Source organism: Flintibacter faecis, from assembly GCF_014287875.1.
GTDB classification, from domain to species: Bacteria; Bacillota; Clostridia; order Oscillospirales; family Oscillospiraceae; genus Lawsonibacter; species Lawsonibacter faecis_A.
In genome coordinates, this window is the sequence record NZ_JACOPN010000002.1 from 291830 (window position 1) to 303788 (window position 11959).

The 11959-nt window shown below is 62.7% G+C and carries 12 protein-coding genes; 2 read left to right on the plus strand and 10 right to left on the minus strand.

Annotated elements, in window-relative coordinates; all coding sequences use genetic code 11:
* Nucleotides 1–14 precede the first annotated feature (14 nt).
* Together H8S55_RS04035 and H8S55_RS13940 are read right to left on the minus strand one after the other, a co-directional pair.
* Nucleotides 15–968, minus strand: a complete 954-nt coding sequence (locus H8S55_RS04035) for a LysR family transcriptional regulator (RefSeq protein ID WP_186877930.1) — start codon at nt 966–968, stop codon at nt 15–17.
* A gap of 73 nt (nt 969–1041) precedes the next feature.
* Nucleotides 1042–1311: a hypothetical protein gene (locus H8S55_RS13940; protein ID WP_207721733.1), complete on the minus strand. Its 270-nt coding sequence runs from the start codon at nt 1309–1311 to the stop codon at nt 1042–1044.
* A gap of 216 nt (nt 1312–1527) precedes the next feature.
* Between H8S55_RS13940 and H8S55_RS04045 the strand changes: the two genes are divergently transcribed.
* On the plus strand, nt 1528–2337 hold the full coding sequence (locus tag H8S55_RS04045) for an HAD-IIB family hydrolase (RefSeq protein WP_186877932.1): 810 nt from the start codon (nt 1528–1530) through the stop codon (nt 2335–2337).
* Nucleotides 2338–2397: 60 nt separating this feature from the next.
* On the opposite strand, the gene H8S55_RS04050 is transcribed toward H8S55_RS04045, so the two are convergent.
* The 8 genes from H8S55_RS04050 to H8S55_RS04085 form a co-directional block, all read right to left on the minus strand.
* Nucleotides 2398–4494, minus strand: a complete 2097-nt coding sequence (locus tag H8S55_RS04050) for a YgiQ family radical SAM protein (RefSeq protein WP_186877933.1) — start codon at nt 4492–4494, stop codon at nt 2398–2400.
* A gap of 29 nt (nt 4495–4523) precedes the next feature.
* A complete protein-coding gene (locus H8S55_RS04055) occupies nt 4524–5684 on the minus strand; it encodes a bifunctional histidine phosphatase family protein/GNAT family N-acetyltransferase (RefSeq protein WP_186877934.1) in 1161 nt (386 codons plus the stop codon).
* Between the two features lie 138 nt (nt 5685–5822).
* On the minus strand, nt 5823–6749 hold the full coding sequence (locus H8S55_RS04060; RefSeq protein ID WP_186877935.1) for a dihydroorotate dehydrogenase: 927 nt from the start codon (nt 6747–6749) through the stop codon (nt 5823–5825).
* Nucleotides 6742–7518 (minus strand): dihydroorotate dehydrogenase electron transfer subunit, encoded by a 777-nt coding sequence (locus H8S55_RS04065; RefSeq protein WP_186877936.1) that lies wholly within the window; start codon nt 7516–7518, stop codon nt 6742–6744. The genes H8S55_RS04060 and H8S55_RS04065 overlap by 8 nt, the downstream gene beginning before the upstream one ends.
* A 308-nt stretch (nt 7519–7826) precedes the next feature.
* Nucleotides 7827–8369 (minus strand): hypothetical protein, encoded by a 543-nt coding sequence (locus H8S55_RS04070; RefSeq protein WP_186877937.1) that lies wholly within the window; start codon nt 8367–8369, stop codon nt 7827–7829.
* Nucleotides 8370–8384: 15 nt separating this feature from the next.
* The gene (locus H8S55_RS04075; protein ID WP_186877938.1) at nt 8385–8984 is read right to left on the minus strand and encodes a hypothetical protein; all 600 of its coding nucleotides are present in this window, start codon (nt 8982–8984) and stop codon (nt 8385–8387) included.
* Between the two features lie 242 nt (nt 8985–9226).
* On the minus strand, nt 9227–10153 hold the full coding sequence (pyrF, locus tag H8S55_RS04080; protein WP_186877939.1) for an orotidine-5'-phosphate decarboxylase: 927 nt from the start codon (nt 10151–10153) through the stop codon (nt 9227–9229).
* Nucleotides 10154–10221: 68 nt separating this feature from the next.
* On the minus strand, nt 10222–11499 hold the full coding sequence (locus H8S55_RS04085) for a dihydroorotase (protein WP_147562246.1): 1278 nt from the start codon (nt 11497–11499) through the stop codon (nt 10222–10224).
* 244 nt (nt 11500–11743) lie between these two features.
* Here H8S55_RS04085 and H8S55_RS04090 point away from each other — a divergent pair, with 244 nt between their 5' ends.
* Nucleotides 11744–11926 (plus strand): hypothetical protein, encoded by a 183-nt coding sequence (locus tag H8S55_RS04090; RefSeq protein WP_147562245.1) that lies wholly within the window; start codon nt 11744–11746, stop codon nt 11924–11926.
* Nucleotides 11927–11959 lie beyond the last annotated feature (33 nt).

Below are 11959 nucleotides of genomic sequence, written 5' to 3' on the forward strand. Positions count from 1 at the left end.
TCCTGCAAGTTCTTTCACAGGCTAACAGTATTTCCGGGCAGGGCATACTCCTCCTCCCGGGTGCGGAAGCGCTGGGAGTGGATCATATCCTCCTGCAAAAAGTCCCGCACATAGTCCACAAAGGCCTCCATCAATGGGGACAGCCGGTGCTCCCGCTCCCACACCAGCACATATTCCGCCTTGCGGGCGGGCTGGGTAATGACCTTGGACACCAGCAGGTCGTTGGGGGTATAGGTGGTCTGGGGGAAGATGCTCAGCCCCACCCCCTGCTCCACCAGGGCCACCGCATCCATATAGTTGGACAGTTCGCACAGGATGTCCGGCTCCGCCCCGATCTCCCCGAACCACTCGCGGATGGCCTCCACCCGGGACTTTCGGCTGGGTACGATGAGGGGACAGCCCACCAGGCGCTTCAGGGGCAGCTCGTTCCCCTCCAGCTTGGCCAATGGGTGGTCTTTGGGGATCATAGTCACCCACGGCTCCTGCCCCACCGGGATGCCCTCCAGATGCTCCGAGTCATAGGGGGCGGCGATCACCGCCAGGTCGGCCAGCCCCCGGCGCAGCCGGTCCAGCACGTCGTCGCTGCTGCCGTTCCACAGGCTGTAGCGCACCCGGGGGAACTCCTCCCGGAACCCGGCGATCCACCGGGCGCACAGATAGGGGGCCCGGCCCTCCACCGTTCCCAGGCACAGCGTGCCCGAGATGCCGTCCTTCATGGTGGTCAGCTCCTGCCGGGTCTTGTCCTCCAGATCCAGCAGCTGGGCCGCCCGCTGAAGGAGAAAGCTGCCCTCCTCCGTCAGCGTCAGCCGCCGCTTGCCCCGGACAAACAGCGTCACCCCCAGTTCCTCTTCCAGCGCCCTGATTTGGTTGCTCAGGGGCGGCTGGCTCATATTCAGCCGCTCCGCCGCCCGGGTGATATTCAGCTCCTGTGCCACAGCCAAAAAGTAACGCAGCTGCCGCAGTTCCATCCGCCTCATCTCCTCGAACTTATTATATCAAAAAGATATAATAAGCACAATGCAATATGTATTTTATTTTTTATCAAAGTGGTGCTATGATAAGACCATCAAAAGGGAATACAAAAATTTCAAACCAAAAGTCACATGAAACAAAGGAAACAGGAGGTCTTGATTCATGAAACGGAACATTTGGAATGAACTTGCTGAGATGCTGCGGATGTATTATCAGACTTTCGCCGAGAATTTCTGATGTTTCATTTCCGCCATTCACTTCAAACAGAAAGGGAGTCTTGATATGAAAAAACTGGCTGAATTCCTGAAGGATTATTACCGCACCTTCGCCAAGTAACAAGCAAGCATTCTCCTCCGGCCATCTGGCCGAACCGCTTTTGCAGGTTCCATCCAAACCTATCAAAAGCCATATAAAAATACGGACCTGCGGCTCTCTCCTGCCGCAGGTCCGTGTTTTTATGCCCTTCTCTTGACAAATCCGGTCAAACTCCATACAATTAAATTATTATTGTACTGTTCAAAACGTCCCCGGAATGCGGGGGGAAAGAGAGACCCTATGGGAAAATTTGATGGTGTGCTGCTGGTCAGCGACTTTGACGACACCCTTTACGACTCCCACCACCGGGTGCCGGAGCGCAACCGCCGGGCCCTGGACTATTTCCGCAGCCAGGGCGGGCGCTTCACCGTAGCCACCGGACGGGCCAGACGGACCTTTGCCCCCTTCCACGACCTGGTGCCCCTGGATGCCCCGGTGGTGCTGTCCAACGGCTCTGCCATCTACGACTTCTCTAAAAACGAGATGCTGGAGCAGACCTTTCTGCCCCCCTCCGCCCCGGCGGACTTTGCCGCTATTCTGGACCGGTTCCCTTCGGTGGGTGCAGAGGTCTATCACGCTGAGGACATCTACGCCTGGAATCCCAACGATATCACCCAGGCCCACATGAAGAAGGTGGGCGGGGGCTACACCGTCCTCCCCTTTGACCAGATGCCCACCCCCTGGACCAAGGCCATTCTGCAGCAGGAGCGGGACGTGCTCCGCCCGGTGCAGCAGTGGCTGCTGGAGCGGTGGGGGGACCGGTATGAGGCCATCTTCTCCAACAACTACTATCTGGAGATCACCGCCAAGGGCAGCACCAAGGGGGACTTTGTAGCCAAGGTGGCGGACATGCTGGACATCCGGCCAGAGAACCTGTACTGCGTGGGGGATAATCAAAACGACCTGTCCATGCTCCGCCGCTCTTCCATCCCCTTCGCCCCCGCCAACTGCGCCCAGGAGGTGAAGGACTGGGGAGCCACCGTCCTCTGCCACTGTGACGAGGGTGTCATCGGGGACATTGTGGGCATTCTGGACCGGCGCTATTCTTAAAACAAAAAAGGACCCCTGCCTTCCGGGCCGCTGCTGCGGCCGGAGGGCAGGGGTTTCTTTTTACTTTTTTCCTGATTTTTTGGGCTTCGCCTTGGCCCAGCCCGCCTTTTTCACAGGCTTTTGGGCCGTGGGGCGGGAGACGGCGTGGCGGCCGTCTGGCTTGCCCTGAGCGGGTCTGCCGCCCTGGGGCCCTTTGGTGTATTTGCCGTTCTGCCCCGGTCTGCCACTCTGGTCCGGCTTGCCGGCCTTGCCGTATCTGCCGCTCTGGCCGGGCTTGTTCTGGTCCGGACGGCGGGCACTGGAGTTCTGGCGCTGGTCCTGGCCGTGGCCATAGCGGTCGGCGCCGGGACCCTTGCCCGGACGGATGAGACAGTGCTTGCCATAGCCGATCAGGTCCTCCCGGCCCGTCTTGTGCAGGGCCTCCAGCACCAGCGCCCGGTTCTGGGGCTTGCGCCACTGCATCAGCGCCCGCTGAAGGGCCTTGTCGTGGGGCGTTTTGGGGACGAACACCGGCTGCATGGTCCTGGGGTCGATGCCCGTGTACCACATGCAGGTGGCCAGGGTGCCCGGGGTGGGATAGAAGTCCTGCACCTGCTCGGGCATGTGGCCCTCCTTGTTCAGCCACTCGGCCAGCTGCACCGCATCCTCCAGGGTGCAGCCGGGGTGGGAGGAGATGAGATAGGGCACCAGATACTGGTCCTTGCCATAGCGGCGGTTGAGCTTATAGTACTTATCCCGGAACCTCTCATACACCTCCACATGGGGCTTGCCCATGTAGTCCAGCGTGTGGTCCACGCAGTGCTCCGGGGCCACCTTCAGCTGGCCGGAGATGTGATGCTGCACCAGGTCGGTGAAAAATTCCCCGCTGGGGTCCTTCATCAAAAAGTCGAACCGGATGCCCGAACGGATGAAGACTTTCTTGATGCCGGGCAGGGCCCGGACCTTCCGCAGCAGCATCATATAGTCGGTGTGATCCGCATCCAGATTGGGGCAGGCCTCCGGGGCCAGACAGGCGCGGTTTTTGCACATGCCATGCTTGAGCTGCTTCTGGCAGCTGGGGCGGCGGAAGGTGGCGGCGGGGCCGCCGATGTCGTGGATATAGCCCTTAAAGCCGGGGTGCTGGATGAGCAGCTTGGCCTCCCGGATGACGCTCTCGTGGCTGCGGGAGGTGACGGTGCGCCCCTGGTGGAAGGCCAGGGAGCAGAAGTTGCAGGCCCCGAAGCAGCCCCGGTTGTGGGTGATGGAGAAGCGGACCTCCTCGATGGCGGGCACGCCGCCCATGTCGTCATACATGGGGTGGGGCTCCCGCACATAGGGCAGCTCGGCCACCCGGTCCAGCTCCTCGGTGGGCAGGGGATAGGCGGGGGGATTGACGATGAGAAAGCGCTTGCCGTGCCGCTGGATGATGGCCTTGCCCACGGCGGCGTCGTGCTCCTGATACTCCACCATATTGGCCTGGGCATAGGCCCGCTTGGAGGAGGACACCTCTTCAAAGGAGGGGACCTCCACCCGGGGATAGGCGCACACCCCGGGGTAGTCGGCGGCCACGCAGGTGCCCCGCACGTCGGTGATCTCGCTCACCGGGGTACCGGAGTTTAAGCGGGCGGCGATGTCCAGGGTGGCCGTCTCCCCCATGCCATAGGTGAGGATATCCGCCTGGGCATCGAAGAGGATGGAGCGGCGGACCTTGTCCTCCCAATAGTCATAGTGGGCAAAGCGGCGCAAAGATGCCTCCAGCCCGCCAATGATGATGGGGATGTCCCCAAAGGCCTCCCGCACCCGGTTGGAATAGACCACGGTGGCGTGGTCGGGGCGCAGCCCGGCTTTCCGTCCGGGAGAATAGGCGTCGTCGTGGCGGCGCTTGCGGGCGGCGGTGTAGTGGGCCACCATAGAGTCGATGTTCCCCGCGGAGATGAGCACCCCCAGCCGGGGGCGGCCCATGGAACGAAACGCCTCCGGCCCCCGCCAGTCCGGCTGGGCCAGAATGGCCACCCGATAGCCCTCCGCCTCCAGCAGCCGCCCGATGATGGTGGGGCCAAAGGACGGGTGATCCACATAGGCATCCCCGGTGATGAGCAGAAAGTCATAGTCCTCCCACCCCCGGCGCTGCATGTCTGCCAGGCTGACGGGAAGAAACAGGTCGCGGTCAAACTCCATGATGTGCCTCTCTTTTTCCGGCGGACAGCTTATCTGTCATAGCCGATGTATTTTTCCAGAATATCCAGGGGGACCCGGCTGCCCTGCTCCTCGCCCACCTTCACAAAGCCATACTTCTGATAGAAGTGCTGGGCCCGGTCGTTATAGGGGGCACAGCGCAGGCGCAGCTTGTCCCGGCCCAGGGGACGGAAGAAGGACACCGCCTGTCCGATGAGCTGCACGCCCAGGTTCTGGTCCCGGCGGCTGGGGGCGATGTAGCAGAAGGGGATGTATCCGGCGTTCAGCTCCTGATAGCGCCGGGTATCCAGCTGGAGCAGCCCGGCAAACTCGTCCCCAGACATGGCCACCGTCACCCCCCAGGGGGAGCGGGACAGGTGTTCCTGGGCATCCCGCAGGAAGCCCTCCCCGTCAAAGGCCAGCTCCGGTCCGTGGGTAGAGCGCCAGGCCTCCGCCCGGGCAGCCAGATAGACAGACTCTTTTTCCTTCTCCCAGTCCAGGGGGCGGTACCACAGGTTTACGTCCCGGACGGAGCGGTCCTTCCGCCACCAGTTCTGCCGGGCCATGGTGCGGATCTCCTCCGGCAGATGGGAGGCATCCAGCTCCAGATCGGGGTCCAGCGTCAGGCGGCCCCCGTCATAGAACAGCCGGGTCACAGCGGTGTTCTCGCTGTGACCCATCTTGTGCCAGTCCTGGGGAGCCACGCCCTTCACCATGGCCAGCAGTTGGCGGATGGCTGTGCCGTGGCAGAAGACGGCGATGGTCTTGTCGGGATAGCCGCCGGCAATGCGGCACAGGGCGGCGTGGACCCGCTCTCCCACCTGGGCCAGGCTGTCCCCGTTGGGTGCCTGCCAGCTGGGGTCGCTGCGGTTGAAGAGGGCGATGCGGTCTGCGTCAAAGCGGTACACCTCGCCCCAGGGCTTGTCCTCCCAGTCCCCCATGTGGACCTCCCGCAGGCCGGGGTCGGTGTGCAGCTCCAGCCCCTTTGGGACATAGACCGCCCGTGCGGTGGTCATGGTGCGATAGAGGTCGCTGGACCACACCGCATCGATGGGGATATCCTGAAAGCGGCGCTGGAGGGCGGCGATCTGGGCAAAGCCGTTGTCGGTGATGAGCGCGTCATACCAGCCGTGGATGCGGCGGTACAGATTCCCCTCGGCCTCGGCGTGACGGATGAGATAAATGGTGGTCATTGGCAAACAGTCCTTTGTTCCTGGAATGTGGGTCGTTGGGGGGCGGATCGCCGCATCAATTCGTTCCTCGCAACGACAAAGACCGTAGTCGTTCTGTCATTGCGAGGAACCCCGGAGGGGTGACGCGGCGATCCGTTCTTACCAGGGCTTTACTTGCCCTGTGAGTTCCTTCACGGCGGTCAGGCCCTGGCGCTGGGCGATCTGTCCCAGCTCGTCCCGGACCTTGATGGGGGCGTAGGGATCGGCGAACAGGGCGGTGCCCACGGCCACGGCAGAAGCGCCGGCCAGCATCAGCTGGGCTGCGTCCTCGCCCCGGCTCACGCCGCCCATGCCCAGGATGGGGATCTTGACCGCCTGGGCCACCTCCCACACCATGCGCACCGCCACGGGCAGCACGGCGGGGCCGGACAGACCGCCGGTGTTCATCTTTAAGATGGGCCGGCGGGTGTTCACGTCGATGCGCATGCCCCGCAGGGTGTTGATGAGGGACACGGCATCTGCGCCGGCCTCCTCCACCGCCCGGGCGATGAGGGTGATATCGGTGACGTTGGGGGACAGCTTGACCATCACGGGCACCTTGCCCGCATGGGACTTGGCCATCTGGGTGACCTCGGCGGCCAGCTCAGGCCGGGTGCCGTAGGCCAGACCGCCCGCCTTTACGTTGGGGCAGGAGATGTTTACTTCGATCATGTCCACCCCGGCCCCGGCCAGCTTCTCGCACATGATGCCATACTCCTCCGGGGTGTTGCCGGAGATGTTGGCGATGACCTTTACATCGAAGTTGCGCAGGAAGGGCAGCTCGTGGGCAATAAAGGCATCCACGCCGGGGTTCTGCAGCCCCACGGAGTTGAGAATGCCCATGGGGGTCTCGGCGATGCGGGGGGCGGGGTTGCCCTCACGGGGGTTCAGGGTCAGGCCCTTGGCGCAGATGCCGCCCAGCTGGCCCAGATCGTAAAACTGGCCGTACTCCCGGCCAAAACCGAAGGTGCCCGAGGCCACAACCACCGGGTTTTTCATGGTCATCCCCGCCAGAGTGACGGAGAGATCGACGTTGGTATCAGGCATTCCAGTCCACCTCCTTGGAATCGAACACAGGGCCGTCCTTGCAAACGTGCTTGCGGCTGCCGTCGGCCATGTCGCAGGCACACACCAGGCAGGCACCTACGCCGCAGCCCATTCGCTCCTCCATGGACACCTGGCAGGGGATGCCGAACTCCTGGGCCACGTTGGCCACATTCCGCAGCATGGGCTTGGGGCCGCAGGCCAGCACGCCGTCATAGTTCTTGTCCTGCTCCAGCTCCTGACGGACCAGGGCATCCACAAAGCCGTGGTGGCCCAGAGAGCCGTCGTCGGTGGCGATGAGAACCTTGGCGCACTCGTCGTTGAAGCAGCTTTGCAGGATGATCTTATCCTTGGACCGCCCGCCCAGAATGGCGGTGGAGCGGCCTTCGGTGGCCTGGGCACAGCCCCGCATGGGGGGGATGCCGATGCCGCCGCCCACCAGCAGATAGCGGCCCTTGGGCTTGATGGAAAAGCCGTTGCCCAGCAGCCCCATCACGTCCAGGGTGTCCCCCACCTTCCGCTGGGCCAGCCAGCGGGTGCCGTCCCCCCGGACCTCGAAGGCGATGGCAATCAAGTCGTTGGGCACGTCCTCCTGACAGGAGCAGACGGAGATGGGGCGGCGGAGCAGCAGCCCCTCGCCGCACTTTACATGGACAAACTGGCCCGGTCCGGCATAGCTGGTGCGGACCATGTCCCCGGCCTCCAGCACCAGATAGATGGCGTCGCCCATCTCTTCCCGGGCAACAATGGTACATTTACGTTCAACTTTCATGGCAGGCATCACCTTTTTATCAGTTAGTAGTTAGGAGATAGGAGAGATGAGTTTGCCTTCCCCTGGGGGAAGGTGCCCCCGAAGGGGGCGGATGAGGGGAACGCCAAAGGGCTTTGAGTATCCTCGTCAGAACGACCCTAGCCTTCCCCTGGGGGGAGCTGACACGGCGCAGCCGTGACGGATGAGGGTGACCACGGGGGTGCGGATTGCCACGTCGCTTTGCTCCTCGCAATGACATAAACTGCAGCCGTTCTGTCATTGCGAGGAACCCCGAAGGGGTGACGTGGCAATCCGTCCCCCTGCAGATATCACTTCTCCCACGGCGGCTTTTTTCCGCCGCCCCGGGGTGTTTCCTTCTGGACTGTGCGGCGGTTCAGGGCGCAGTTGGGGCAGTTGATAAGGGGGCTGTGCTTGGTGCCGCACACGGGGCACGTCACGTCCTCCGGTTTGTCCGGCACGTTCCTTTTCGTGAGAAACCCGGCGGTGAACAGTTCCACCCGCCCGCACTGCGGGCAGGCGTACACATCCACATCATAACTGGGCATGGCCATGGCCATCAAGCCCCCGCCGCCGTCCCGGCCCAGGGTGAGCCCCGTTTGAGCGCACTCCATCGTGCCCCCGCAGGCGGAACAGGGGCGGCGCAGGGCGCTGTTGCGCCGGGCCACATCCGCATCTTCCAGATCAGGGGAGGCCAGCAGCCGCTCCTTCTCCGCCTCCAGCTCCGGCCCGGACAGGGCGGACAGCCGTTCCAGACATTCTTTACAGGCCGTCTGCTTCGTCTTGAACACCTCAAAGAAATAGCGGTCCAGCAGTCCTAACTTTTTTCCGCAGAAAACACATATGTTGCCCATAGAAACCTCCCTTTCTCACTTCTCCCACGGCGGCTTTTTTCCGCCGCCCCGGGGCGGTTCGCTCTGGACTGAGCGGCGGTTCAGGGCGCAGTTGGGGCAGTTGATGAGGGGGCTGTGCTTGGCTCCGCACACGGGGCAGACCACCTGCTCCTCTGGGATATTTGGGACGCTCCCCATCTCCGGCGGCTCGGGCAGGAAGAACTCCGCCCGGCCGCAGTCGGCACAGCGCAGAATATCCACCGTCAGCCAGCTGGCGAACAGTCCGTCCCGGGCCACGGTGCCGAACAGGCTCTCCTCCCCCAGGTGGAACTTCTTGCGGCCATAGCGCTCCATCACGCCGCCGCAGCGCAGACAGCGCTTGTCCGTCTTCAGGGCCTCCCGGGCCCGGGCCTGGGCCTGACGCATTTGCTCCAGTCTGTCTAGATAGGCCTGGATGACCTCCGGCTCCTCCGCCCGGCCCGTGTCCAGCGCCCGGTGGGCCCGTTCCTCCTGGTCCAGGTCCTGCAGCTCGGCCCAGCAGGCCGTGCAGACCCGCTGGAGGGCGTTGCCGCACAGCAGAGTCTTATCATCGAAAAACGAGAGGTTCTTTCCGCAGAAAACACAACGTTTCGCCATAGGGACCTCCTTTGTTCAGTTAGGAGTGATGAGTTAGGAGTTAGAAGTTTTAGCCTTCCCCTGGGGGAAGGTGCCCCGAAGGGGCGGATGAGGGGAACGCCAAAGGGCTTTGAGTATCCTCGTCAGAACGACCCTAGCCTTCCCCCTGGAAGGTGGGAAGGTGGCACGGCGCAGCCGTGACGGATGAGTGTGACCACGGGAATACGGATCGCCACGTCGCTGTGCTCCTCGCAATGACAGCGTTACTCCACCGTCACGAACTGGGCGATGTCGTCCCGCATGGCGATGGCGGCATTGCGGGCGGCCTGGGCAAAGTCGTGGCCGTCGCCGCCGGTCTTCTTCCAGGCGCACATGATGCCCCGGGAGGAGTTGACGATGGCCCCGTGGCCCTGGGCGTCGAAGGCGTATTTCACGTCGGCGGCGGTGCCCCCCTGGGCCCCATAGCCGGGGACTAGGAAGAAGGTGTGGGGCAGGTCGGCCCGCAGCTGGCGGATCTGCTCGGGATAGGTGGCCCCGGTGACGGCGCCGGCCATGGTAAAGCCATATTTGCCTTCCGTCCCGGCGGCGATGGACTCGTTCAGGGTACCCATCACCTGGTACACCGTGCGGCCGTCGGCGGTCTTCACGTCCTGGAGCTCCCCGGAGCCGGGGTTGGAGGTCTTTACCAGAACAAAGGCGCACTTGTCCTCGGCCTTGGCGGCCTCTAAAAAGGGCTTGATGGAGTCAGAGCCCATATAGCCGTTCAGGGTGACGCAGTCGGCGTCGAAGGACTTGAACTGCTGCCCCTCGATGCCGGCCCCGGACAGCCAGCCCTCGGCATAGGCGGTGGCGGTGGAGCCGATGTCCCCCCGCTTGATGTCGGCGATGACGAACAGGCCCTTGCTCTTGGCATAGCGGATGGTGCGCTCCAGCATCTCCATACCCTGCCAGCCCAGATTCTCGTAATAGGCGGCCTGGGGCTTCACGGCGGGGACGATGTCGCACAGGGCGTCCATCAGACCCACGTTGAACTGATAGATGGCCTCGCAGGCCCCCTTCAGACCCACGCCATACTGCTCATAGGCGGCCTGGCGGATATACTCGGGCACATACTCGATGCGGGCGTCCAGTCCGGCCACCGTGGGGTTCTTCATGGCGCGGATCTTCTCTTGCAGAACGTCAAAAGACACAAAAATCAATCCTCTCTGTTATAACTCAAATATTTATCTCAAATTGTTGTCAGACAATTCGTAAAAACTCAGGTATCCTGATAGACGATCTGTCCGTCCACGATGGTATACTTCACCCGGCCCTTGACCTGTGTTCCGGCGAAGGGGGTGTTCCGCCCCTTAGAGGCAAACTGCTCCGGGTCGATGGTCCACTCCTGGTCCGGGTCGAAGATGGTCAGATCGGCGGCCACGCCCAAAGACATGCGGCCCTTGGGCAGGTGCAGGATGTCGGCGGGGTTGGTGGACATGCGGCGGATGATGTCGGGCAGCTCCATCTTCCCCGTGTGGTAGAGCCCGGTGAGTGTGAGGGCCAGAGAGGTCTCCAGTCCCACCATGCCGCTGGGGGCCTTCGTCAGAGGACGGGCCTTCTCCTCGGCGGAGTGGGGGGCGTGGTCGGTGGCGATGACATCGATGGTGCCGTCCTTCAGTCCGGCCAGAATGCCCTTCACGTCCTGGCTGGTGCGCAGGGGGGGATTGACCCGGGCCATAGAGCCCTGGGTGAGGATCTCGTCCTCGGTGAGCCAGAAATACTGGGGGCAGGTCTCACAGGTCAGGTGGATGCCCTTCTTCTTCATCTTGCGGATGATGTCTACGCTGCGGGCGGTGGACACGTGGCAGATGTGGACGTGGGCCCCGGTCTCCTCGGCCAGCATGGCGTCCCGCATGACCACCAGCTCCTCGGCAATAGCGGGCCGGCCCTCCAGCCACAGCTGGCGGGATACGCTGCCCTCGTTCACCGCCCGGCCCTCTACCATCGAGGTATCCTCGCAGTGGCACAGCACGGGCATATCCAGACGGCGGGCCCGGATCAGCACGTCCCGCATCAGATTGGCGTTGTCCACGTTGCAGCCGTCGTCAGACAGGGCGATGGCCCCCGCCTTTTTTAGGGCCTCGGCATCGGTGGGCTCCTCCCCCCGCAGCCCCATGGACACCGCGCCGATGGGATAGACGTGAACGCCGGAGCCGAATCTGGCCCGGTTCAGAATGTATTCGATCTGCTCGGGGCTGTCCACCACCGGGCTGGTGTTGGCCATGCAGGCCACCGAGGTCACGCCGCCGTGGGCGGCCGCGGCAGTTCCGGTGAGAATGTCCTCCTTATAGGTGAGGCCCGGGTCCCGCAGGTGGACGTGCATGTCCACCAGACCGGGGCAGACCACCAGTCCACTGGCGGGGATGACCAGATCGGCCTGTGCATTCAGCCCCCGGTCCAGCAGGGCGATCTTGCCGTCCTCGATAAGCAGGTCCTGCAGCAGGACCGTTCCCGTGACCGGGTGGACCACCCGACCGTGTTGAATCAGTATTTTCATGGTTTTCGTTCCTCCGAAATGCGTCAGAAAGTCAAAAAACGGAAATGCTATTGTAATTTTAATACACTGTTTCTGTGAGAAACCCGGAAGCTCGGAAAAATTGCCCAGGAAAGCCCACATTATAACAAGATAAATTATAGCGGAAACAGCAGGATTTAGCAATGGATTTTTCCGCCCTTTGGGAGAGAATAATGGTCAGCGGCACAGCAAGCTCCAGTGCGCCGCAGAAAGGAAGGAGAAACACATGAGCGAACACTGCTGTGGAACGGGAAAATTTTTTGCCGGCATGGTCCTGGGCACGGCGGCGGGGACAGCCCTGGGCATGACCATGGCCCCCTCTCACCGCCAGCTCAAGCGCGCCGCCCGCATGGCCGCCAAGCGGGTAAACCAGGCGGTGGACAACCTGGCCGATGCCATAGATCTGTAACCGTCGGCGCAGGCAAAAAAATAACGGAGAAGG

Coding starts and splice junctions, on each gene's coding strand:
- H8S55_RS04045 (WP_186877932.1), top strand. CDS start 1,528: ATGGGAAAATTTGATGGTGTGCTGCTGGTCAGCGACTTTGACGACACC.
- H8S55_RS04090 (WP_147562245.1), top strand. CDS start 11,744: ATGAGCGAACACTGCTGTGGAACGGGAAAATTTTTTGCCGGCATGGTC.
- H8S55_RS04070 (WP_186877937.1), bottom strand. CDS start 8,369: ATGGGCAACATATGTGTTTTCTGCGGAAAAAAGTTAGGACTGCTGGAC.
- H8S55_RS04050 (WP_186877933.1), bottom strand. CDS start 4,494: ATGGAGTTTGACCGCGACCTGTTTCTTCCCGTCAGCCTGGCAGACATG.
- H8S55_RS04065 (WP_186877936.1), bottom strand. CDS start 7,518: ATGAAAGTTGAACGTAAATGTACCATTGTTGCCCGGGAAGAGATGGGC.
- H8S55_RS04060 (WP_186877935.1), bottom strand. CDS start 6,749: ATGCCTGATACCAACGTCGATCTCTCCGTCACTCTGGCGGGGATGACC.
- H8S55_RS04075 (WP_186877938.1), bottom strand. CDS start 8,984: ATGGCGAAACGTTGTGTTTTCTGCGGAAAGAACCTCTCGTTTTTCGAT.
- H8S55_RS04035 (WP_186877930.1), bottom strand. CDS start 968: ATGGAACTGCGGCAGCTGCGTTACTTTTTGGCTGTGGCACAGGAGCTG.
- H8S55_RS04055 (WP_186877934.1), bottom strand. CDS start 5,684: ATGACCACCATTTATCTCATCCGTCACGCCGAGGCCGAGGGGAATCTG.
- H8S55_RS04085 (WP_147562246.1), bottom strand. CDS start 11,499: ATGAAAATACTGATTCAACACGGTCGGGTGGTCCACCCGGTCACGGGA.